Genomic DNA, 23,824 nt, shown 5'->3' on the forward strand with positions numbered 1-23,824 from the left:
GCTCCTACAGGTATTGCGCCGTTCTTACGGGCAGGGGTGTTTTTGTGTGTGGGGCTTGCCCCGCGAAGAGGCCCGTGATGACCTACTCGGACGCAGCGGTCCCGAGGAACTTACGCAGAAACTGCCGGGTGCGCTCTTCCCTGGGCGCGGCGAACAACGCCTTGGCTTCGCCCTGCTCGACGATCACGCCCTTGTCGAAGAAGATCACTCGGTTGGCCACGTCGCGGGCGAAGGACATCTCATGGGTGACGATGATCATCGTGCGCTTCTCTTCGGCCAATCCCCGAATGGTCTCCAGGACCTCGCCGACCAGTTCCGGGTCCAGCGCCGAGGTGGGCTCGTCGAACAGGATCACCTCCGGCTCCATGGCCAACGCGCGGGCGATCGCCACCCGTTGCTGCTGGCCGCCAGACAAGCGCCGGGGATATGAATCTTCCTTGCCCGCCAGTCCTACTTTGGCCAGCAGTCGGCGGCCAAGCGCCAAGGCTTGGGCACGGGGCGTCTTCTTCACTACCACCGGTCCTTCGATGACGTTGTCCAGGGCGGTGCGGTGGGGGAACAGGTTGAAGTTCTGGAACACGAACCCGGCCTGCTGGCGCAGACGGCGGATCGCCGCTTGCTGAGTGCCCAGCGGGCGGTTGGCGTCAATGCTGATGTCGCCGATCTGGATATGCCCGGCGTCCGGGGTTTCCAGCAGGTTGAGACAACGCAGGAAGGTCGTCTTGCCCGAGCCGCTGGGGCCGATGATGGCGATCACCTCGCCGGCCTGCACGGCCAGGTCGATACCGTCCAGGACGGTCTGGCCATTGAAGCGCTTGGTCAGGCCTTCTACCACGATCATCGTCAATGCTCCCGGTCGTGCTGGTTGACCCGCGCTTCCATGCGGTTCTGGAAGTGCGCGAGGATGCTGCAGAGGATCCAGTAGATCACTGCCACGGCCAGGTACATGGTGAATACCTCGAAGGTGCGCGCGGTGATCAGTTGGGCTTGGCGGAACAGTTCCGGGACTTGGATGGTCGCCGCCAGTGCGGTGTCCTTGACCAGCGAAATGAAGCTGTTGCCCAGTGGCGGCAGAGCCGTGCGCATGGCCTGCGGCAGAATCGCCCGGCGCATCGCCTGGGTACGGGTCATGCCGATGCTGGCCGCGGCTTCCCACTGCCCGCGATCGATCGAGGAAATCGCCGCCCGCAGGATCTCGCAGATGTACGCGGCCATGTTCAGCGACAAGCCGATCAGCGATGCTGGGATCGGGTCGAGCTCGATGCCGATCTGCGGCATGCCGAAGTAGATGACGAACAGCTGGACCAGCAGCGGCGTGCCGCGAAAAAACGACACGTAGACGCGGGCCGGCCAGTCCAGCAGTGCGCGCTTCGACAGCCGCATCAGCGCCAGGGCGAAGCCCAGCAGCAGGCCGCAGAACATTCCACCGACGCTGAGCAGTACCGTGTAGCCGGCGCCCTTGAGCAGGAAGGGCGTCGAATCGGCGACCAGTTGCAGGCTTTCGGCGATCATTTAGTCACATCGGCACCGAAGTACTTTTCCGACAGCTTGGCCAGGGTGCCGTCGGCCTTGAGCGTGTCCAGCGCCTTGTTGATCGCCGCCAGCAGTTCGGGCTCGCCCTTGCGCATCGCCACGCCGCTTTCCAGGCGCGAGAACGCGTCTCCGGCGAGCGCGGTGTCCTTGGCTTTCTGTGCGTATTCCAGCGCGGCCAGGCGGTCGATCAGGATGGCGTCGATGCGGCCATTGCGCAGGTCGGCGAACTTGCTCGGGTCGTCCTCGTAGGTGCGTACGTCGGCCTCGGGCACGTCCTGCTTCACCCATTGCTCATAGTTGGTACCCAGGCCCACGCCGACCTTCTTGCCGGCCAGGTCCTTGGCACTCTTGATGTTCAGCTGGTCGGCCTTCTTCTTCAGGATCAGCGCCTGGATGCCGGAAATGGTGTAGGGCTCGGAAAAGTCGTACTTCTTCTTGCGTTCATCGGAGATGGTCACCTGGTTGACCACTACATCCAGGCGCTTGGACTCCAGTGCAGCGAGGATCCCGTCCCACTTGGTCGGCTGGATCTTGGCCTTGACCCCCAGCTGCTTGGCCAGCAGCTCCGACAACTCGACCTCGAAACCGGTCAGCTCGCCGTTCTCGTCCTGGAAGCTGAAGGGCGGATAGGTGCCTTCGAGGCCGACATTGATCACGCCTTTTTCCTGGATGGTCTTCAACTGCTCGCCCGCGAATGCCTGGCCGAACAGGCCGGTTCCGAGCAATACGGCCAGGCTGGCAGTGACAAGCGGTTTGACGAATTTCGACATGATGGGCCCCGGGTTGGTCTTAAAGTAACCTTGAGGGTAGGCCAGGATGGGGGTGGCGTCATGGCGGCTTATGCATGACGATAACGACAAAGCGATTAGCCGAGTGGCAGGAGAACACCGTGAGCGACCAACTTTCATCCGGGCAGTGGCAATTGCACAGCATCGTCACCGGCCTGCGCAGCGCCCGTGAGCAGTGGCGTACCCGCAATGGCCGCAGCAGTGGCGAGCAGGGTGGCCGCGAACTGCCGTCGCGCGAGGCGATGCGGCATATTCTCGAGCAGCTGTGCGGGGCCTTGTTCCCCATGCGCCTGGGGCCGGTCGATCTGCGCGAGGAGAGCGAGGACTTCTATGTCGGCCATACCCTCGATGCCGCACTGACCGCACTGCTGGCCCAGGCGCGTCTGGAGCTGCGTTACGCCGCGCGGCAGAACAAGGCCGACCTGGCCGAGGTCGATGCCCAGGCGTTGCGCCTGATCCAGGGCTTCGCGGCGGCCTTGCCCGAGCTGCGTGTGCTGCTCGACACCGACGTGCTGGCCGCTTACCACGGCGATCCGGCGGCGCGCAGCGTGGATGAGGTGCTGCTGTGCTATCCGGGCATCCTGGCGGTGATCCATCATCGGCTGGCCCACCACTTATACCGGGCAGGTCTGCCGCTGCTGGCGCGTATCAGCTCGGAGCTGGCGCATTCGGCCACCGGCATCGACATCCACCCGGGCGCGCAGATCGGTCCGAGCTTCTTCATCGACCATGGCACGGGTGTAGTGATCGGCGAGACGGCGATCATTGGCGAGCGGGTGCGCATCTACCAGGCGGTGACCTTGGGCGCCAAGCGCTTCCCCAGCGACGAGTCGGGCACCTTGCACAAGGGCCTGGCGCGGCACCCGATCGTCGAGGACGACGTGGTGATCTATGCCGGGGCGACCATCCTCGGGCGCATCACCATCGGCAAAGGCTCGACCATCGGCGGCAACGTGTGGCTGACCCGCAGCGTGCCGGCCGACAGCAATATCACCCAGGCCAATTTGCAGTTGGATTGCCAGGACAAGAATTGAGGTGAGGGGCCGGCTGTACCGGCCCTCTCGCGGGCCAGGGCAGACACCTACCGGTCAGCCAGCCGGTTCGCTTTGAAAGCCGATCCATGTTTAAATTGAACGCTCGTTCAATGAAAAACGCTGGTCCGCTGCCGGTGTTCAACAGGAGGATTCCTTTGCTGAACCCGTTCAATCCGAACCTCACGTCCCGTGACGAGGTGCGCGTCCGATGAGTGCACCGACTTCCACCCTTGCCAATGGCAAGATCCGCATGAACCCCCCCGTTTTCTACTTCGCGGCAAGCTTCATCCTCATCTTCGGCCTGGTGGTCATCGCTCAGCCGCAGGCGGCCGGTGAGTGGCTGCTGGCGGCGCAGAACTGGGCGGCCAACACGGTGGGCTGGTACTACATGCTCGCCATGAGCCTGTATCTGGTCTTCGTGGTGGTCACCGCCTTGTCCGGCTACGGCAAGATCAAGCTCGGTGCCGACCACGACGAACCCGAGTTCAGTTACCTGTCTTGGGCCGGCATGCTGTTCGCCGCTGGCATCAGCATCACGCTGTTCTTCTTCTGCGTCTCCGAGCCGCTGACCCACCTGCTGCAACCGCCCCAGGGCGAGGCCGGTACCGCCGAGGCCGGGCGCCAGGCGATGCAGATCCTGTTCCTGCATTGGGGCCTGCACGGCTGGGGCGTATTCGCCTTTGTCGGCATGGCTCTGGCCTACTTCGCCTATCGACATAACCTGCCGCTGGCGCTGCGCTCGGCGTTGTACCCTCTGATCGGCAAGCGCATCAACGGGCCGATCGGCTACGCAGTGGATGGATTCGGCATCATCGCCACCGTGTTCGGCCTGGGCGCCGACATGGGCTTTGGCGTTCTGCATCTCAATGCCGGGCTCGACTACCTGTTCGGCATCAGTCACAGCCAGTGGGTGCAGGTGATTCTGATCACCCTGATGATGGGCGCGGCAGTGGCTGTGGCGGTCGCTGGCGTGGAGAAGGGCGTGCGGGTGATGAGTGACATCAACCTGTTCCTGGCCTGCGCGTTGCTGCTGTTCGTATTGTTCGCCGGGCCCACCCAGCACCTGCTCAATACCCTCATCCAGAATCTCGGTGATTACCTGGGAGCCTTGCCGCGCAAGAGCTTCGATGTTTATGCCTACGGCGAGAACCGCGGCTGGCTGGGCGGCTGGACGGTGTTCTACTGGGCTTGGTGGATCGCCTGGGCGCCATTCGTGGGCCTGTTCATCGCGCGGATTTCGCGCGGGCGTACCATCCGCGAGTTCGTTTTCGGCGTGCTGTTGATCCCGCTGGGCTTCACCCTGGCCTGGATGTCGATCTTCGGCAACAGCGCTCTGGATCAGGTGATCAACCACGGCATGAGCGCGCTCGGCCAGTCGGCGCTGGATAATCCGTCGATGAGCCTGTACCTGCTGCTCGAGCACTATCCGTGGAGCAGAGTGGTGATCGCCGTCACGGTGTTCATCAGTTTCGTGTTCTTCGTCACTTCGGCTGACTCTGGCACCGTGGTGCTGTCGACGCTTTCGGCCAAGGGCGGTGGCCCGGACGAGGATGGGCCGAACTGGCTGCGGATCTTCTGGGGGGCGATGACCGCGCTGATCACCAGTGGGCTGTTGTTCGCCGGCAGCATCGACTCGCTCAAGTCGGCGGTGGTGCTGACCTCGTTGCCGTTCTCGCTGATTTTGCTGTGCATGATGTGGGGGTTGCACAAAGCGTTCTACCTGGAAAGCCAGCGGCAGATCGCCCAGATGCACTCGTTGGCGCCGTTTGCCCAGTCACGCCGTGGCCGCGGTGGCTGGCGCCAGCGCCTGAGCCAGGCGGTGCACTTCCCGTCGCGCGACGAGGTATACCGCTTCATGGACGACGTGGTGCGCCCGGCGATTGCCGATGTGACCGAGGTGTTCACGCAGAAGGGCTTGGCGCTGATCACCCAGGACGACCCGAGCCACGACAACGTCAGCCTGAAGATCGGCCACGGCGAAGAGCAGCCGTTCATCTATCAGGTGCAGATGCGTGGCTATTTCACGCCCTCGTTCGCCCTCGGCGGGCTGGGTGCCCAGGACCTGAAGAACCGCCGCTATTACCGTGCCGAGGTGCACCTTGCCGAGGGCAGCCAGAACTACGACCTGGTGGGCTACAGCAAGGAGCAGATCATCAACGACATCCTCGACCAGTACGAGCGGCACATGCAGTTCCTGCATCTGGTCCGGTAAGGATCTGCGCTGGCCTCTTCGCGGGCACACCCGCGAAGAGGCAGCACGTGATGCGCCTGGTGAAATGAGAATTCCCTGCTAACCTCCCTCCTTTTTGGCGTACTTTGCCTAGCGTACGGGCAAACGTTTGCAAATAACCTAAAGGTATGAGGGCCCTCGTCGATACAACCTATCGCAGTAAAGATTCCTACGTTATTCCGTAAAAATCTTAGAAATTCATAAAACGGTCATTTTGGATTTATAGGATTGTCATTATCCTGTAGCGCACGGGCTTCTTAGACCAAAGTCGCGAAACGTTTAGAAATATATTGACTGAACGGTGACCTTTTAGGGCTAAATCGCCCATCCCTGGCAAGCGGGGCGCAAGACCCTGCCGCCTGAGACACACAAGAATTAGAACGTAGAGGAGCAAAACATGTACAAGTCCAGCCTGGCTCTCGCCGTGGCAGTGGGGGTTCTCGCCCAACAAGCAGGCGCTGCTGGTTTCATCGAGGACAGCAAGCTGTCCCTCAGCTCGCGTACCATGTACTTCAACGGTGACAACCGCGATGGCGGTTCCGACAACCGCGAATCGGGTCAGGGCTTCAAGCTCGACTACATCTCCGGTTTCACTGAAGGCACCGTCGGCTTCGGTGTCGATGCCCAAGCACTGTGGGGCATCCACCTGGACGGTGGCCGCGGCAAGCACCCCGATAACAGCAGCTTCTTCCCAAGCGACTCCGATGGCTCGGCTGTCGGCCAGTGGGCTCGCCTGGGTGCTAACGCCAAGGCGCGTTTCTCGAAGACCGAGGTGCACTTCGGTAGCGCTCTGGCGCCGAACCTGCCGATCCTGGTCGCCAACGATGGCCGTCTGCTGCCGCAAACCTTCGAGGGTGGCACCATCCAGTCGAAGGAAATCGACAACCTGACCATCAACGCCGGTCAACTGACCCACGCCATGGGCCGTGCGTCGAGCAACCGCACCGGCCTGTCCGTTGCAGGCGGTACTCAGGAAAGCAACAAGTTCCGTTACGGTGGCCTGGACTACAAGCTCACCCCGGACCTGACCCTGCAGTACTACTACTCGAACCTGGAAGACTTCTATAAGCAGCACTTCCTGGGTGCGACCCACGTCTTCAAGATCGCTGACGATCAGTCGTTCAAGACCGACCTGCGCTACTTCGACAGCAGCAGCGATGGCAAGAACGGCCAGGCTGGCTACATCTTCAACAACAACAATGGCTATGCGAAGAACAATGGTGAGGTCGACAACAAGACCTGGTCCGCCATGTTCACCTACACCCTGGGTAGCCATGCGTTGATGGTCGGTCACCAACAGGTCAGCGACGACGGCGGCTTCGTCTGGTTGAACCAAGGCAGCCTGGTCGACGAAGGTGCCGGTGGTGCGAGCTTCTACCTGTTCACCGACAGCATGATCAACCAGTTCGCCAAGGCGGGTGAAAACACCACCTTCGGTCAGTACTCCTATGACTTCGCTGGTCTGGGTGTGCCTGGTCTGAAGGCGTCCATCTCCTACCTGCGTGGTGACGATGTTCGTTACAAGTCCGGTCACGGCACCTATGACGAGTGGGAGCGCGATGCACGCATCGACTACACCGTTCAGCAAGGCACCCTCAAGGGCCTGGGCTTCAGCCTGCGCCAGGGTGTTTACCGTGGCGAAGGTCCAGAGTCCTCTGCTGACCAGGATCAGACCCGCTTCATCGTCAACTACACTTACAGCTTCCTGTAAGTCGTAGTTGCAAAAGAAGCCTCGCTTAGTGCGAGGCTTTTTTGTGCCTGGAGTTTCGTATGAATGATAGTTATAAATACATCGTTATTTATTCTTTTTGTTTTTATGCGAACGCAGGCACATTGAACCCACAACGTCAGAACACAGCACAGGAGCCGTTCCCCATGAGCCTCAAACTCGGCGACATTGCCCCCGACTTCGAGCAGGAATCCAGCGAAGGCAAGATCCGTTTCCACGAATGGCTCGGCAACAGCTGGGGCGTGCTGTTTTCCCATCCGGCCGACTTCACCCCGGTCTGCACCACCGAGCTGGGCCTGACCGCCAAGCTCAAGGACGAATTCGCCAAGCGTGGGGTCAAGGTCATCGCCCTGTCGGTGGATCCGGTCGATTCGCACCACAAGTGGATCGGTGACATCAACGAGACCCAGAACACCGTGGTCAACTTCCCGATCATCGCCGACGCCGACCGCAAGGTTTCCGATCTGTACGACCTGATCCACCCCAACGCCAACGACACCCTGACCGTGCGCTCGCTGTTCGTCATCGACCCGAACAAGAAGGTGCGACTGACCATCACCTACCCTGCCAGTACCGGGCGCAACTTCAACGAGATTCTGCGGGTGATCGACTCACTCCAGCTCACCGACAACCACAAGGTCGCCACGCCAGCCAACTGGCAGGACGGCGACGACGTGGTGATCGTCTCTGCGCTGAAGGACGAGGATGAGATCAAGCAGCGCTTTCCCAAGGGATATCGGGCCGTCAAACCTTATCTGCGCGTGACTCCGCAGCCCAACCGCTAGGCATTCTTGCGTTGCATTGCGCTTAGCCTTTGCAGGGGTTTCGGGCCGTTTCGACGGCCCTTTTTTATGCGTGCAATCTGAGTCTTTTGTATAGGCTTAAATAGAATAAACAAATTAAAAAATATGATTTATAGATATATTAAACGGCTGGTAATGTCACCTCAGCCCAACACAAGGAAGCGCTGCAATGCTGGTCGTCTCAATCGGTGGTAGTCCCAGTCTCCGTTCACGCTCAGGCGTGCTGCTCGAGCGTTCGCGCCAGTGGCTGCAGGAGCGTGGGGTCGAGGTGGTGACCTTCCTGGTCCGCGACTTTCCGGCAGAGGACTTGCTCCACGCGCGCTTCGACAGCCCGCACGTGCAGCATCTCCAGCAGTTGGTGGCGCAGGCCGATGGCCTGGTGGTCGCCACCCCGGTGTACAAGGCATCGTTTGCCGGCGCCCTGAAAACCCTGCTCGACCTGCTGCCCGAACGTGCCCTGGAGCACAAGATCGTGCTGCCGATCGCCACTGGCGGCAGCATCGCCCACATGTTGGCAGTGGATTACGCATTGAAACCTGTGCTGTCGGCACTCAAGGCGCAGGAGACCCTGCAAGGGATCTTCGCCGACGACAGCCAGATCGCCTACGCAGAAGGCGCAGGGCCTGCCAAGCTGGCACCGGCTCTGCAAGAGCGCCTGCTCGATTCGTTGGAGACCTTTCACGTCGCCTTGGCCCGCAGGCCCCGGCCCGTGGCTCCGGGTGTGCTAAACGAACGCCTGATCAGTGCCCGTTGGAGTATCTGACCCCGCACCAACGTTTCATCGCTTCATCCACCTTACTCGCCCGTCAACGAGGCAAGCAGGTGCAACCCGAACCCTATTCGCACAGGAGAGCGCTATGCGCACATTCTTCTTGCGTCGTGGTCTGGTCGCCCTGTTCGCGGCGGCTGTGTCCTTCGGCGCGATTACCCAAGCCCAGGCCGAGAGCCTGCGTATCGGTTATCAGAAATACGGCACCCTGGTGCTGCTCAAGGCCAAAGGCTCGCTGGAAAAGCGTCTGGCCGCACAGGGCATCCAGGTGCAATGGACCGAGTTTCCCGGCGGCCCGCAGTTGCTCGAAGGGCTCAACGTCGGTTCGATCGACTTCGGCGTAACCGGCGAGACCCCGCCGGTGTTCGCCCAGGCTGCTGGCGCCGATCTGTTGTACGTGGCCTACGAGCCACCTGCGCCGCACAGTGAAGCCATCCTCGTGCCCCAGGGTTCGCCGATTCAGTCGGTAAAAGAGCTCAAGGGCAAGAAGGTCGCCCTCAACAAAGGCTCCAACGTCCATTACCTGCTGGTCCGCGCCATCGAGGACGCGGGCCTGAAGTACAGCGACATTCAACCGGTCTACCTGCCTCCGGCCGATGCCCGCGCCGCCTTCGAGCGTGGCAGCGTCGATGCCTGGGTGATCTGGGATCCGTACCAGGCCGCTGCCGAACAGCAACTGCAGGCGCGCACCCTGCGCGACGGCAAGGACCTGGTCGACAACCACCAGTTCTACCTGGCCACCCGTGACTATGCGACCAAGCACCCTGCAGTGGTCAGCGCGTTGATCGACGAAGTGCGCGCGGTGGGCGAATGGTCCCAGGCCAACCCGCAACAGGTCACCGACCAGGTCGCGCCGCTGCTCGGGCTGCCGGCCGACATCACCCTGACCTCGGTCAAGCGCCAGGGCTACGGCGCGGCGCCGCTGACCCCGGCGGTAGTCGCCGCGCAACAGAAGATCGCCGACACCTTCCAGGCGCTCAAGCTGATTCCCAAGCCGCTGAGCATCAAGGATGTGATCTGGACGCCACCGGCCAAGGTCGCCAGCGCGCCTTGACCGATTCGCCGTGCCGCGGCGTAGCCCCGGCCTGGGCCCTTTTGCAAGGAGACAACTCCAATGAGCTTGAACATTTTCTGGTTCCTCCCCACCCATGGTGACGGCAAGTACCTGGGCACCTCCGAGGGCGCACGCGCAGTCGATCACGGCTATCTGGCGCAGATCGCCCAGGCCGCCGACCGCCTTGGCTTCGGCGGAGTGCTGATTCCCACCGGGCGTTCCTGCGAGGACTCCTGGCTGGTGGCAGCTTCGTTGATTCCGGTGACCCAGCGCCTGAAGTTTCTGGTCGCGCTGCGCCCAGGCATCATTTCGCCGACCGTGGCGGCACGCCAGGCGGCCACCCTCGATCGCCTGTCCAATGGCCGCGCGCTGTTCAACCTGGTCACCGGCGGTGATCCGGAGGAGTTGGCTGGCGATGGTCTGCACCTGAACCATCAGGAGCGCTACGAAGCCTCGGTCGAGTTCACCCGCATCTGGCGCAAGGTGCTCGAAGGCGAAGTGGTCGACTACGACGGCAAGCACATCCAGGTGAAGGGCGCCAAGCTGCTCTATCCGCCGATTCAGCAACCGCGTCCGCCGCTGTACTTCGGCGGTTCCTCCGAGGCCGCCCAAGACCTGGCCGCCGAGCAGGTCGAGCTGTACCTGACCTGGGGCGAGCCACCGAGTGCCGTGGCCGAAAAGATCGCCGCCGTGCGTGAGAAAGCCGCCGCCCAAGGCCGTGAAGTGCGCTTCGGTATTCGTCTGCACGTGATCGTGCGGGAAACCAACGAAGAGGCCTGGGCCGCTGCCGACAAGCTGATCTCCCACCTGGATGACGCCACCATCGCCCGCGCCCAGGCTTCGCTGGCACGCTTCGACTCAGTCGGTCAGCAGCGCATGGCGGCCCTGCACAATGGCAACCGCGACAAGCTGGAAGTCAGCCCCAACCTCTGGGCTGGTGTCGGCCTGGTGCGTGGTGGCGCCGGTACTGCCCTGGTTGGCGACGGCCCGACCGTGGCCGCACGGGTCAAGGAATATGCCGAACTGGGTATCGATACCTTCATCTTTTCCGGCTACCCCCACTTGGAGGAGTCGTATCGCGTGGCCGAACTGCTGTTCCCGCACCTGGACGTGCAGCGTCCCGAGCAGCCCAAGTCCGGTGGCTATGTCAGCCCGTTCGGCGAGATGGTGGCTAACGACATCCTGCCCAAGTCCGTCGCGCAAAGCTGAGGGCCGAGGTCATGAGTCGTGCAACCTCTACCCATCTAAGCCAGCGCCTGGCGCCCTGGGCGCTGCCGGTGCTGCTGCTGGCGGCCTGGCAGCTGGCGGTGAGCGCCGGTTGGCTGTCCACGCGGATCCTGCCGGCACCGAGCGCTGTGGTCAGCGCCGGCGTCGAACTGGTGCGCAGTGGCGAGATCTGGACCCACCTGGCGATCAGCGGCTGGCGCGCCGGCCTGGGCTTTGTCATCGGTGGCAGCATCGGCCTGCTGCTCGGCTTCATCACCGGCCTGTCGAACTGGGGCGAACGCCTGCTCGACAGCTCGGTGCAGATGATCCGCAACGTTCCGCACCTGGCGCTGATCCCGTTGGTGATCCTGTGGTTCGGCATCGATGAGTCGGCGAAGATCTTCCTCGTCGCGTTGGGCACCCTGTTCCCGATCTACCTCAACACCTACCACGGCATTCGCAACGTCGATCCGGCGTTGGTGGAAATGGCCCGTAGCTACGGACTGACCGGCTTCGGCCTGTTCCGCCAGGTGATCCTGCCGGGCGCTCTGCCATCGATCCTGGTGGGGGTGCGCTTCGCCCTGGGTTTCATGTGGCTGACGCTGATCGTCGCTGAGACCATTTCGGCCAATGCCGGCATCGGCTACCTGGCGATGAATGCTCGTGAGTTCCTGCAGACCGATGTGGTGGTGCTGGCGATCGTTCTGTACGCCGTGCTCGGCAAGCTCGCCGACCTCGCCGCGCGCGGCCTGGAGCGTGTATGGCTGCGCTGGCACCCGGCCTACCAAGTGGCCAGGAAGGAGGGCGCATGACTGTGCTCAAGGAACAGCCGCCGCGCTTGCTGCGCGGCATCCCGCTGGCCTCCAAGGGCCTGCGCAAGACCTTCGGCCAGCGCGAAGTGCTGCGGGGGATTGATCTGCATATTCCGGCCGGCCAGTTCGTCGCCATCGTCGGTCGCAGCGGTTGCGGCAAGAGCACCTTGTTGCGCTTGCTGGCCGGGCTCGATCAACCCAGCGCCGGCGAGCTGCTGGCGGGCGCCGCGCCGCTGGCCGATGCGCGTGAAGAAACCCGGCTGATGTTCCAGGACGCACGCCTGTTGCCCTGGAAGAAGGTCATTGACAACGTGGGCCTGGGGCTTTCCGGTGACTGGCGCCCACGTGCGCGGGATGCGCTGGAAGCGGTAGGCCTGGCGGACCGTGCCAACGAGTGGCCGGCAGCGTTGTCGGGAGGTCAGAAACAACGTGTGGCCCTGGCCCGGGCACTGATCCATCAGCCGCGTCTGCTGCTGCTGGACGAACCGCTGGGTGCGCTGGATGCACTGACCCGGATCGAAATGCAGCAGTTGATCGAACGATTGTGGCGCCAGCATGGCTTCACCGTGCTGTTGGTCACCCATGACGTCAACGAGGCCGTGGCTGTGGCCGATCGCGTCATCCTCATCGAGGACGGCGAAGTCGGCCTGGACCTGACGGTCGATCTGGCAAGGCCGAGGGCGCGTGGTTCGCATCGCCTGGCGGCGCTGGAAAGCGAAGTACTCAACCGTGTGTTGTCGGTGCCGGGCACGCCGCCCGAGCCGGACCCTGTAGCCCCTTTGCCCACGCAACTGCGCTGGGCGCACTGAACCCCAGAGCCATAGACCCCAGACGCCATAGAGAAGGAATCAAACCATGACCATCAAAGCGATCAACGTCCGCAACCAGTTCAAAGGCACCGTGAAAGAAATCCTCGAAGGCCCGGTGCTGTCGGAAATCGACGTACAGACTGCATCGGGTATCGTCACCTCGGTGATCACCACGCGTTCGGTGCGGGAGCTCGAACTGCAGGTTGGCAGCGAAGTGATTGCCTTCGTGAAGTCGACCGAAGTGTCCATCGCCAAGCTGTAAGGGCCAAGGCCTGGGCTGCAGGGCAGCCCAGGCGAAGGCTCAACGGCTGGCCGGGCGCAAGTTGCCGAACAGCCTCGTGGCCTGCTCTTCGTTCAAGTCTCCGCGCCAAGCGCCAGTGCCCATGTCACGCTCGCTGGGCAACTTCAGATGGCCTTTTTCGAGTCGGTTGAAACCCCTTGCCGGCTTCGTTCTGAAATGGAAATGGGCATACCACAGCGGCTGCTGAGTCGCTGCATCATCGATACGGTATTCCTCCAGATACTCGATCGGTTTGTTCCTGCGGTCCACTTTTGGTTTCAAGGTGCGCGACCAGGCAACCTCCACTTCTCCCTGTTCAACCAGATATTCCAGGTAACCACCGGTAGGCTTGCTGCTCGCCTTGGTCTGGGCAATGCGTAGCTGGCGACCCAGCGCCCTCATCTGCTCGGCGGCCGTGTCCAGCCTGTCGATCAAGGCAGTGTGCTGGGCGGTGATGCCATCGCCTGCCCGCTGGCGGATCCTCGCGGCGATGAATCGCAGTTGCTGCGCATGGCCCTGGGCAATGTCTTCGAGGTCGACCGGCAAGCTTTGTGGTGTCTGGTATTGGCGCAACCTGGCCTGCTGCCGGGAAAGATCATTCAATCTGGCAGTGGCCGTATCGACAAGCTGAGCGACCGTTTGCGTCGGGGCTGCGTGTTGCTGTCCGGTTAGCTGCCATTCGCCTGCCGCGTTCCTGGCATAGATGGAGTGCGCTCGATTGGAGTTGGGCTCGTTGATGTGCATGCGGGGCTGCCCACCTTCGATGACCTCGGTGCCGATCAGCGGACCCTCGACGGTTTCGAACATTCGTGGGTGGCTGACCCTGACATCTTGCCCGGTTGTTGGAGGGGGTGTGTTGGTTTTGAGGTGGTCATCGATCTGGCGGATCAACTGATGCGTCACTCGTCGGAAAGCGCGGGTTTCCGTCGGGGATAGCAGGTCCTGGAAGGTATCCTCCCAAGACGTGAGGTGGCTCAGGAAGGTTCGATAGCGATCCTGTGCATTGAGCAAGAAGCGGCGCCTCTGAGCCACGCTCAGGTCGGTCGAGGGCAATTGTATCTGGCTGTATAGTGTGCTGCGGAATGTCCTGCCCTGCTCGAGGAAGAGCGTCATGAACGCTCCCATCTGCGGATGTTGGGTTGCATGGGAGGTAAACAGGGTCGTTGACAGAATCGATGCCCGTACCAGTCGTGCATTTGTCGCGTCGAGAGTCAGAATGACGCCTTTGACCTTTTTATCGTAATGAGCCTTCACCTCGCCTTGCACTTGGCCGGCCCTGGTGTGGTGGCGAATGGAGACACGCTCCACTTCCTGCAGGGCATCGATCAGTTCAAGATTCGCCCGTATGGAATCTGCAGTCCGGCGCTGCATCAACGCGGCGTCCACCAGCCGTCCATGCAGATCCCGGATCGCGTCTCCAGCTTGTCTTACATGCTCTGTAGCAAAGATGACGCGCTCGGAGATCAGCTTCATGTCGAGTACGTGCAGTTCGTTGATGTTCTTCTTGCACCTGTTGGTGAAGCTCTTGTAGTTACTGGGGGTCAGGGTTGAGCGTTGGTCTTGGAGGCGCGCAAGGCTGAGCGTGTTGAATTCCAGACTTCGATTAAGCTCATCGACCCATTGCTGACGCGCCTTGGCAATCGCTGTTCGTTGCCCATCGCTGATGAGGTCCAGGTCCGCGACTTGTCGTTTAGCCGCGTTGTACGCCAACTCCTTCGCATTCATGCGGCGGCCGATGCGTTGCAGCTCTTCGCTGATGTCATAGGCGAGCTCCATGCCGGTCAGTGGACGACGCAGTCGGCCGAGCGTCGTGCGCCAATAGGCTACGCCGTGGTCGTACAGCCGGGTCAATACCCCACCGCCGCCCGCCAGGCCGTCATCGACCAGAAGGCCGCTCAACCTGCCAGGGGTTTCCCATCGACCGTGTTCGCTCAAACGCACGGGCTGGGGATAGGTGCGGGTGCCCTGGGGCTTGAGCCTCCAGGTCGAGTAGGTGGGGTCCCAGTTCACGGCATACCACGCGTCGTTGCGGGTGATGTAGTGCTGTTGGCTGTCCACGTGCTCGAACACCTGCGCGCCTTGCCGGTGCCTGGTGCGTAGCATCGGGCCGGTGGGGAGTTCGACCTCGTACCCGGCGAATGGGCTGGGCGGCGATTTGCGGATACTGCCCACGCTGCGAAGCGGGTCCAGCCGTTGGCGGTGCTGGGTCAATTGACGGGCACTCAGGGCCGGTGTATTCGCGGTGCTGGCCAGCGGCGCGAGTGTGAGGACGGCATCGGTCAATGACTGCAGTACGCTGGTCAACTGTTGGAGCCCCTCTTCCGTGTTGCCAGCGCCGAAGGCCTTGACCGCAGCCGTCGCCGCATTCCAGCCGTCGTAGAGCGCCAGGGCCGTCCCCACGCCAGGTGTAATGCCCAGAGCCAGCCTGAGCATCAGGAAGAAGTAGCGATCGAAGTTGTCGGGAGCCGCTAGGCTCAAGTCGGCCTGGCTGCGCGAAGAGGCGCGGTGAGCACGGATGCGCTGGCCCATGTCCAGGCGAGACTCATAGGTCGGTAAGGACTCCGGGCGCGCCAGGCCAATTTCGATAAAGCCACGGAAGCCCTTCTGCAGGGCGGTCTTGATGTAGCTGTGATGAAGCTTGGGATCGCCTTCCTGGGACTGGTTCGCCAGGTATTGCGCCATGTCGTCGTCCAGTGCCATGTTTTGCAGGGCCTGGCAGGCTTCGCTGGCGTTGGCGTATTGGCTGATGACCTCGCCACTGGGCGCTTCGGGTAGATACAGCAGCGTGGGCCCGGTCGTGCCCTGAATGATGTGAACACCGGTCAGGCCGATCCTGTCGCTTGAACCGTCTGCGGCGACTCCGGGCCTGAGCTCCACGGTATGGTGTGTGATGGTTCTGTGATTATTTGCATCGATCTGCTCTCGACAGAAGTTCTCCAGCAACCGTTGGCCATCGGCATCGAGGCTGGTCGACCTGAGCTGCGTGAGCACTTGCAAGCGGCACAGGTAAGGCTGGCGGAGGGTTTCCTGGCGCCACTGCGCCTGCCACGCGGATTCGTGGGGGAACCCCAGGTAGCTTTCGGTGATGCGTTTTTCGTAGTTTCCGGCGACATCGAGTTGTTCGATGAGCGTGGCGATGTAATCCGTGGTGACGCTTTGTTGCAGCACGGTATTGGCGGGTTCGATCTTGATGGAGGCATCTTTCAGGCGCAGGCTGCGGCTGTTGTCTAGCGCCCAGAGGATGAAGGTTTCCAGCTCGACTTCACTGCGTTCCTTGCTGAACACCGGCACATCGCGTGAGCCGGCCCCGCCCGTCGCCGATTGGCCGGTGACGGTCTTTTGCAAGGTGACACTGTCGGCGATGTCGAGGCTGATGCGTGGTATTTCCTTGAGGTTGAAAGCGCGGCGCAAGTGATTGAGCAATTTGAGCCGGGCATACTCCTTGCGGGCTGGCAGGCTCAGCTTGAGCAAGTCGCCCGAAGCCCGTAACGCGCCTTCGAGTTTTTCGATCGTGCTGGCCAGCTCGGTGATCTGTTCGGCGTCAAGATGCTGCAATGACGTTACTCGTGCATGCAGATGCTCGGTGCGGTTCTTTTCCGCGAAGCGTGCAACCGCCAGCGCACGGGCGCGGTTTTCACCAATGCACAAGCGTTGCCGGGCCTGTTGCCGTTTGGCTGGCGCAGGCAATGCGTTGACGATGGAGCGCACGCAGTGCTGCATGAAGTGGGTGTCGATAGGCACGCGCTTGAACGTTACCTGTGGCGCACTTGCCAGTATGCTGAACAGCTGCGCTGGGTCGCTTGGCGAGGCGGATTCGAGCAATGCATCCGGCCATGCCCCATATAGCGTCGCCAACAGGCGGGCGTCGAGCGCAGCCACGCCATCGAATGCCATCAGGCCGCCACGCTGGCCTGGTCTGTACAACAGAACCGAACGATCCGGATTCTCATCGTCCTGATCGGGGATGGCGTGCAGGGTCAGGTAGCCGCAGAGTTGCCAGGTGTGGTCTCCTGCGATCAACTCCAGCGAGCATACCTGAACAGGGCGCTGCAGGCTGGGTTCTGGGCGGTCGACGAGTTGTTCGATCCACTGCAGATGGGATGCAGACAGTTCGCCCAACAGATGGCTGAGGCGAGCTTCTTTGAGCAGCGCCTGGGTCAGACCATCGGTGAGCTGTTCTTCCCGTGTTTGTTCACCGGTGATTGCTTGCCAATCGGTGCTGGTCACCTCGTCAGGCAGTTCGAGCAGATACAGCTCCTGAGAATCCTGCAGTTGTTCCAGCGCTGCCTGCTGCTCGCGCAATTGCGTGAGTTTGTCGGAAGTCGGCTCCTCGTCGCCTGCCAAGTGCTGCTCCAGGAGCATTTCCTGATGCTCGACCTGCTGGTTTCGCCAACGCAGCGGCAGGTGCTGCTCCAGGCAGGCGAAGTGCACCTCCTCGTGCGCCAGTTCAACATCGGCTGCGATCACGCCTTCGATGGCAACTTCGTGGGCGGCATCCAGTGATGCTCTCACGGCCTCGCTGCGCTCTGCTTCCCAGGCTTGCAGATCGCTCCAGTCCAGCGGGTCGGTATCGCTTCGCTGGCTGGCCTCGAGCAGATGATGGTCGGTCACGGCGTCGTTGTGGCGGAGGATTTGCGCGATCAACGTAGCGAAGCCGTCGCCATCGAATGGTGTGACCACCACATCATCGCGAGTGCCCTGGGTAACCGATGACCTCGGGTTCGACCAGAGACTGGATCGATTCTGGAAGCTCCAGTCGCGTAGGCTGTCGAGGGTGTCGAATGCCAGTACCGGGTGCCTGGCACCCGGCTGGTAGAGCAACCAGCGTGAGCCTTCGGAAGAGGGGCCGATCAGCAGCGCCGAGGCACTGACCAGCGCTCGGTTGTCGGGCTGGCGCCATGCCAGTTGGGCGCAGGGCAGCACGGTTTGCCGACCATGCAGCCAATCATCGACTTGCACCGTGGCGATCCCGTAGGCGATGTCCAAGCTGCTGGCGAAGTGTTCTCGCAACAGCTCGCACGCGTGGCTCTGCCGGGAGATGGTCGTACCTGGCATGCGTCCTTGCCAGTACTCCTCAGGGGCGCGCAGCCTGGCAGCAGTCACGACCGGGGTCAGGTACTGCGTCCATTGCGCGACGCTCCAGTTGGCATGGGTATCGCCGAAGCCCCAGCCGGACCACTCGGCAAAGGCGTTGGCAGAGACCGGGCTGACCAGCAGGCGGGCGGCGAAGGTCAGCAGTGTCACCTGGCTCTGATCATGCCGCAGGCCACAACTGGACGGATCGAATTGCAGCTGGGTACGCAGCGTCGTGCGCAAGATGTGCTGCAAGCCGGGCGCCTGGCTCAGCAGTGTTCGCAGTTGCGCGGCACTCGAACGTTGGGTCTGCCGGGCGACGACCAGCAGATTGCCTTTTCCTGCCAGGTGTTGGTCGGCGCTGTCGGTATCGGTATCCGTGAGTGGCAGAAGGGTAAGGGTGGGGGTGGACATGAACGATCATCTCTTTGAAGGCGCGCGTGCGCGAGTGCCCTCATTGAAAGGTTCATTGGGTGACGCGAGGTGGTAGATCTATCTACTCAGCCATTGATGCGCAGGGGCAGGAAGGGCGGTAGGTACAGCGCCAGGTAGGCTTCGAATACGCGCATGCCTTCTTCGGCCATGCGCGGTGTGATCTGTTCGAACAGCTGCATCGAGCGGGCGTAGACGCGGTCACTCAACTCCATCGCCAGGGCGAACACATCCACATCGTCCGGCATCTGCGGCAAGCGGAAATGCTGGTCGAACAGCTTGTGCATCAGGTCGCCCAATTCCATGTCGTGCAGGCGGTCGGCTTGCACCACCTCGCTCAGGCCATGCTGGGCCAGGATCAACTGGCGGGCGGCAGCATCATCGTTGTAGATCTCCAGCATGCGCCGCTCGATCAACCTCGAGAGTTCATGCCAGGTGGTGAAGGCGCTGCTGTCGATCGGAGCGCTCAACGCTTCGCGAAACGCCCGGTGCACGTCGGCGGTCAGTGCCTCGAGCAGCGCCGGAACGCTGGCGAAGAAGTGATAGACCGACGACGGCGGGATCTGCGCCCGCTCGGCGACGCTGTAGATCGACAACGCCGCGACCCCTTGTTCGGCCAGCAACTCGCGAGCCGCCGCCAGAATCGCGTCGATCCTGGCCTGGCTGCTGGCGCGGGGCTTGCGGGGGGTGGCAGCGCGGGTCATCAGTTGCTGATCGCCAGGATGCTCGCCTGATAGGCGCCGACGAACAGGTCGAAGTCACCGACCTCTTGCTGTTCAAGGCGCGACTGCTCGACGAGCGAATCGCGGGCCAGGGTCTCGAAAGCTTGCTGGCGATCCTGGCTCAGCGGCTGCTCGCGGAAGGTCTGGGCATGGATGCGGCTCTGACGCAGGGCGAACTTGGCGAAGCTCTCGTCATGCTCGGTCATGCGCGCCAGCACTTGGGCGGATGGGGTGAGCGAAGCGTCGTCGACCTTCGCCCGCTGCGCTTCCAGCGCCTTGGCGTGGGCTTCGCCGCCATGGGCCTGGTCGAGCAACTCAGCCAGGGGGCGGATGTTGTCGAGCAACTCGTTGGCCCACTGCCTCAAGTCGATCGGCTGGCCGTTGCGCTGCAGTTCAAGGCCTGGACGCCGGCCTTCCTTGACCACGGTCAGGAAGTTATCGGTGCACTGGCCACATTCGCCGTTGTCCAGCAGTGGGCTGTCGTTCAGTGCACAGAACAGCAGGAAGGCGTCGAGGAAGCGAGCCTGGGGCAAGTCGATGCCCACTGCCAGGAACGGGTTGATGTCCAGGCAACGTACCTCGACATACTGCACGCCACGGGCCGTCAGCGCCTGGATCGGCCGCTCGCCGGTGTAGGTGACGCGTTTGGGGCGGATGTTCGAGTAGTACTCGTTCTCGATCTGCAGGATGTTGGTGTTCAGTTGCACCCACTCGCCATCGACATGGGTACCGATCTCGACATACGGCGGATACGGCGTGCCCACTGCCCGGCGCAGGCTGTCGGTGTAGCTGGCCAGATCGTTGTAACAGGGCGTGAGCCCAGCCTGGGCATTGCTCTGGTAGCCCAGGTCGCTCATGCGCAGGCTGGTGGCGTAGGGCAGGAACAGGGTGTCGGCATCGAGCTCTTCGAGCTGGTGCGGGTGGCCGCGCATGAAGCCTTTGTCCAGGGCCGGCGAGGCGCCGAACAGGTACATCAGCAACCAGCTGTAGCGGCGGAAATTACGGATCAGGCCGATATACGCCGACGACTGGAAGTCGCGGTCGTTCTCGTCGCTGCCTTCGGCGGCGCGCAGCAGCGGCCACAGCGCCTCGGGCAGCGAGAAATTGTAGTGGATGCCGGCGATGCACTGCATGGTGCGGCCGTAGCGCAGGGCCAGGCCTTTGCGGTACACGTGCTTGAGCTTGCCGATGTTCGAGGTGCCGTACTCGGCGATCGGGATGTCCTCCTCGGCCGGCAACACGCAGGGCATCGACGGGCTCCACAGGTATTCGTCACCCAGCTTGCTGTAGACGAAGCGGTGGGTCTGCTCGAGGCTGTCGAGGACCTGGGCTGGGTCGGCCAGGGCTGGGGTGATGAACTCCAGCAGCGACTCGGAATAATCGGTGGTGATCTGCTCGTTGGTCAGCGCCGAGCCCAATGCCTCTGGGTGCGGAGTCTGGGCCAGGCGACCTTCGTCGGTCACGCGCAGGCATTCGCGCTCAATACCGTGCAGGCACTGCTTGAGCAGGGGAAGATTGGCGCCGAGCAGGCTCAGGCGGCGGTTGAGGAGGTCGCTCAAGATGTATTCCTTCACGCGTCAGTCGCCCCAATATGGGGGTAGAAATAACGGTCTACAAGGGTAGGTAGAAAGGAACTGGCGTTGTCGCCTGGTTTACGCGGTTCCGGCAGTGCCAGCGCACTGCCGAAAAATACCGCAGATACCGCTTTGGCGGCTATAGAACTGCAAAGGTTCCTTGCGCTTTCGCCACCAGTTTGTCGCCTTGGACTACGTCGGCGTCGACCACCAGCGTACGCCGCCCGGCATGCAGCACGCGGGCGGTGCACAGCACTTCCCCTTCGCTGATGGCGCGCATGTAGTTGATCTTGCATTCGACGGTGACGCTTTGCTGGTCGAAACCATGACTGGCCGAGCAGGCCAGGCCCATGGCGATGTCCACCAGGCTGAAGATCGCCCCGCCGTGCAGCTTCTGGCCACGGTTGCGCAACTGAGGCTCCAGCGCCAGAGCCACCTCAGCAACGCCGGTGTCCAGGCGTTGCACGCGGCAGCCGAGAAGCTGGCTGTAGGCGCTGTGGACCAAATCCTTGGGAATTTCCATCATTTCTTCTTCAGTTGCTTGGCGTTGGCGAACAGCGCAGCCATGGCGTTGTTGGCCGGGGCTGCGCTGGTGGTTTCACGTGGGCGCTGGGCCTGTTGCTGGCGATTGCCGCCGTTGCCACGGCCACCCCCGCGATGACCTTCGACCTTCTCGCCGGGGGTGTCGCCCATGCGCATGGAAAGACCGACGCGCTTGCGCGGGATGTCGACTTCCATGACCTTGACCTTGACCACGTCGCCAGCCTTGACTGCTTCCCGTGGATCCTTGACGAACTTCTCCGACAGCGCCGAGATATGCACCAGGCCGTCCTGATGCACACCGATATCGACAAAGGCGCCGAAGTTGGTGACGTTGGTCACCACACCTTCGAGGATCATGCCAGGCTCCAGGTCCTTGAGGTCTTCGACGCCCTCCTGGAAGGTGGCGGTCTTGAACTCGGGGCGTGGGTCGCGGCCTGGTTTGTCGAGCTCCTGGAGAATGTCGGTGACGGTCGGCAGGCCGAAGGTCTCGTCGGTGAACTTCTTCGGGTCGAGGCGTTTGAGGAAGCCACTGTCGCCGATCAGCGAGCGGATATCTCGGTCGGTGTCGGCGGCGATGCGTTGTACCAGCGGGTAAGCCTCCGGGTGCACGGCGGAAGCGTCGAGCGGGTTGTCGCCATTCATCACGCGCAGGAAGCCTGCGGCCTGCTCGAAGGTTTTCTCGCCCAGGCGGCTGACCTTTTTCAGCGCCGCACGGGTGGCGAACGGGCCGTTGGCGTCGCGGTGGGCGACGATGTTCTGCGCCAGGGTGGCATTGAGGCCGGAGATGCGCGTCAGCAGTGCTACCGAGGCGGTGTTGACATCGACCCCCACGGCGTTCACGCAGTCCTCGACCACAGCGTCCAGGCCACGGGCCAGCTTCACCTGCGAGACATCGTGCTGGTACTGGCCGACGCCGATGGATTTCGGATCGATCTTCACCAGCTCGGCCAGGGGGTCCTGCAGACGACGGGCGATCGACACCGCGCCACGGATCGACACATCGAGGTCCGGGAACTCGCGGGCTGCCAGTTCCGAGGCCGAATACACCGATGCACCGGCTTCGGAAACCATGATCTTGGTGATCTTCAGCGCTGGATACTTTTTAACCAGCTCCGCCACCAGTTTGTCGCTTTCGCGGCTGGCGGTGCCGTTGCCAATGGCGATCAGTTCCACCGAGTGCTTGGCGCACAGGGCAGCCATGATCGAAATGGTGCGGTCCCAGTCGTTCTTCGGCGCGTGCGGGTAGACGGTGGTGTGGTCCAGCAGCTTGCCGGTGGCGTCCACCACGGCGATCTTGCAGCCGGTGCGCAGGCCCGGGTCGAAGCCCAGGGTGGCGCGGGGGCCGGCGGGTGCGGCCAGCAGCAGGTCGTGCAGGTTGTGGGCGAAGACGTTGATGGCCTCACCTTCGGCGTTGTCGCGCAGTTCGCCGAACAGGTCGGTTTCCAGGTGGGTGTAGAGCTTCACCTTCCAGGTCCAACGCACCACTTCGCCGAGCCACTTGTCGGCCGGGCGGCCGCGATTCTCGATGCCGACGTGGTTGCCGATCATCAGTTCGCAGGGGTGCAGGGTGCCAGGAAGCTCCTCGCCGACCTTGAGAGAGGCGCTCAGCACGCCTTCGTTGCGGCCACGGAAAATGGCCAGGGCGCGGTGGGAAGGTGCGGTGCGCAGCAGTTCGTCATGGGCGAAATAGTCACGGAACTTGGCGCCTTCCTCTTCTTTGCCGGCCACCACGCGGGCGCTGAGTACCGCTTCCTGTTTGAGGAAGCTGCGCAGTTTGTCGAGCAGGGCGGCATCCTCGGCGAAACGCTCCATGAGGATGTATTTGGCCCCTTCAAGCACGGCCTTGACGTCGGCGAAGCCCTTTTCCGCGTCGACGAAGCGCGCTGCCTCGCTTTCCGGGGTGAGGTTCGGGTCGTTGAACAGACCGTCGGCCAGCTCGCCGAGGCCGGCTTCGAGGGCGATCTGGCCTTTGGTGCGGCGCTTTTGCTTGTATGGCAGGTACAGGTCTTCGAGGCGGGTCTTGGTGTCGGCCAGCTTGATCTCGCGGGCCAGCTCTGGGGTCAGTTTGCCTTGCTCCTCGATGCTGGCGAGGATGCTGGTGCGGCGCTCGTCCAGTTCACGCAGGTAGCGCAGACGTTCTTCCAGGTGGCGCAATTGGGTGTCGTCCAGGCTGCCGGTCACTTCCTTGCGGTAACGGGCGATGAAGGGCACCGTCGAGCCTTCGTCCAACAGGCCCACGGCCGCCTCGACCTGTTGTGGACGCACGCCCAGTTCTTCGGCGATACGGCTGTTGATGCTGTCCATGTAAACCACCTGACAATAGTGAATGCGGGGCCGCGGCAGGGCATGGGCCCGGCGGCGCTGGATGAAAGCGGCGCATTATACCCGTCGAAACTCGCTTGCGGTGATGGCGCCAGGCCAGTGGCCGGGCCT

The 23,824-nt window shown here is 62.5% G+C and carries 17 protein-coding genes and 1 pseudogene; 10 read left to right on the plus strand and 8 right to left on the minus strand.

Annotation, left to right across the window (positions count from 1 at the left end; translation table 11 throughout):
* Positions 1 to 82 precede the first annotated feature (82 nt).
* The 3 genes from tcyN to tcyJ are packed head-to-tail and all read right to left on the minus strand — an operon-like array spanning position 83 to position 2,303.
* On the minus strand, positions 83 to 841 hold the full coding sequence (tcyN, locus tag KY379_RS13620) for an L-cystine ABC transporter ATP-binding protein TcyN (RefSeq protein WP_133327704.1): 759 nt from the start codon (positions 839 to 841) through the stop codon (positions 83 to 85).
* A gap of 2 nt (positions 842 to 843) precedes the next feature.
* A complete protein-coding gene (gene tcyL, locus KY379_RS13625) occupies positions 844 to 1,512 on the minus strand; it encodes a cystine ABC transporter permease (RefSeq protein ID WP_261240940.1) in 669 nt (222 codons plus the stop codon).
* Entirely contained in the window at positions 1,509 to 2,303 is a 795-nt protein-coding gene (tcyJ, locus tag KY379_RS13630) for a cystine ABC transporter substrate-binding protein (protein ID WP_133327700.1), read from the minus strand. Before tcyJ ends, tcyL begins: the two co-directional genes overlap by 4 nt.
* A gap of 119 nt (positions 2,304 to 2,422) precedes the next feature.
* Here tcyJ and epsC point away from each other — a divergent pair, with 119 nt between their 5' ends.
* The 10 genes and pseudogenes from epsC (at position 2,423) to KY379_RS13680 (ending at position 13,029) form a co-directional block, all read left to right on the plus strand.
* Positions 2,423 to 3,355, plus strand: a complete 933-nt coding sequence (gene epsC, locus KY379_RS13635) for a serine O-acetyltransferase EpsC (RefSeq protein ID WP_196173629.1) — start codon at positions 2,423 to 2,425, stop codon at positions 3,353 to 3,355.
* 250 nt (positions 3,356 to 3,605) lie between these two features.
* Complete coding sequence (gene betT / locus KY379_RS13640; RefSeq protein ID WP_196173668.1) at positions 3,606 to 5,567, plus strand: choline transporter BetT; 1,962 nt, start codon at positions 3,606 to 3,608, stop codon at positions 5,565 to 5,567.
* Positions 5,568 to 5,982: 415 nt separating this feature from the next.
* The gene (locus tag KY379_RS13645) at positions 5,983 to 7,296 is read left to right on the plus strand and encodes an OprD family porin (RefSeq protein ID WP_133327692.1); all 1,314 of its coding nucleotides are present in this window, start codon (positions 5,983 to 5,985) and stop codon (positions 7,294 to 7,296) included.
* Positions 7,297 to 7,460: 164 nt separating this feature from the next.
* Positions 7,461 to 8,099, plus strand: a complete 639-nt coding sequence (locus tag KY379_RS13650; RefSeq protein ID WP_133327690.1) for a peroxiredoxin — start codon at positions 7,461 to 7,463, stop codon at positions 8,097 to 8,099.
* Positions 8,100 to 8,286: 187 nt separating this feature from the next.
* Positions 8,287 to 8,880, plus strand: coding sequence for an NADPH-dependent FMN reductase (ssuE, locus tag KY379_RS13655; RefSeq protein ID WP_196173631.1), 594 nt, complete (start codon positions 8,287 to 8,289; stop codon positions 8,878 to 8,880).
* A 94-nt stretch (positions 8,881 to 8,974) separates the two neighbouring features.
* Positions 8,975 to 9,940, plus strand: a complete 966-nt coding sequence (locus tag KY379_RS13660; protein ID WP_196173633.1) for a sulfonate ABC transporter substrate-binding protein — start codon at positions 8,975 to 8,977, stop codon at positions 9,938 to 9,940.
* A gap of 60 nt (positions 9,941 to 10,000) precedes the next feature.
* Positions 10,001 to 11,149: an FMNH2-dependent alkanesulfonate monooxygenase gene (ssuD, locus tag KY379_RS13665; protein WP_196173635.1), complete on the plus strand. Its 1,149-nt coding sequence runs from the start codon at positions 10,001 to 10,003 to the stop codon at positions 11,147 to 11,149.
* An 11-nt stretch (positions 11,150 to 11,160) separates the two neighbouring features.
* Positions 11,161 to 11,958, plus strand: coding sequence for an aliphatic sulfonate ABC transporter permease SsuC (gene ssuC, locus KY379_RS13670; RefSeq protein WP_261240941.1), 798 nt, complete (start codon positions 11,161 to 11,163; stop codon positions 11,956 to 11,958).
* Positions 11,903 to 12,767 (plus strand): annotated as a pseudogene (gene ssuB, locus KY379_RS13675) (aliphatic sulfonates ABC transporter ATP-binding protein). Before ssuC ends, ssuB begins: the two are co-directional and overlap by 56 nt.
* Positions 12,768 to 12,813: 46 nt before the next feature.
* Positions 12,814 to 13,029: a molybdopterin-binding protein gene (locus tag KY379_RS13680; RefSeq protein ID WP_003255829.1), complete on the plus strand. Its 216-nt coding sequence runs from the start codon at positions 12,814 to 12,816 to the stop codon at positions 13,027 to 13,029.
* A 39-nt stretch (positions 13,030 to 13,068) separates the two neighbouring features.
* On the opposite strand, the gene KY379_RS13685 is transcribed toward KY379_RS13680, so the two are convergent.
* The 5 genes from KY379_RS13685 to KY379_RS13705 form a co-directional block, all read right to left on the minus strand.
* Positions 13,069 to 18,534, minus strand: coding sequence for a dermonecrotic toxin domain-containing protein (locus KY379_RS13685; RefSeq protein WP_261240942.1), 5,466 nt, complete (start codon positions 18,532 to 18,534; stop codon positions 13,069 to 13,071).
* 86 nt (positions 18,535 to 18,620) lie between these two features.
* Complete coding sequence (locus KY379_RS13690; RefSeq protein ID WP_261240943.1) at positions 18,621 to 19,256, minus strand: TetR/AcrR family transcriptional regulator; 636 nt, start codon at positions 19,254 to 19,256, stop codon at positions 18,621 to 18,623.
* Entirely contained in the window at positions 19,256 to 20,833 is a 1,578-nt protein-coding gene (gene gshA, locus KY379_RS13695; RefSeq protein WP_261240944.1) for a glutamate--cysteine ligase, read from the minus strand. Before gshA ends, KY379_RS13690 begins: the two co-directional genes overlap by 1 nt.
* Positions 20,834 to 20,987: 154 nt before the next feature.
* Positions 20,988 to 21,371, minus strand: coding sequence for a PaaI family thioesterase (locus KY379_RS13700; protein WP_133327671.1), 384 nt, complete (start codon positions 21,369 to 21,371; stop codon positions 20,988 to 20,990).
* Positions 21,371 to 23,695 carry a Tex family protein gene (locus tag KY379_RS13705; RefSeq protein ID WP_133327669.1) on the minus strand — a complete coding sequence of 775 codons (2,325 nt, stop codon included), beginning with the start codon at positions 23,693 to 23,695 and terminating at the stop codon, positions 21,371 to 21,373. Before KY379_RS13705 ends, KY379_RS13700 begins: the two co-directional genes overlap by 1 nt.
* Positions 23,696 to 23,824 lie beyond the last annotated feature (129 nt).

It is taken from the genome of Pseudomonas sp. HD6422, from assembly GCF_025377065.1.
In the GTDB taxonomy this organism is placed as follows: domain Bacteria; phylum Pseudomonadota; class Gammaproteobacteria; order Pseudomonadales; family Pseudomonadaceae; genus Aquipseudomonas; species Aquipseudomonas putida_U.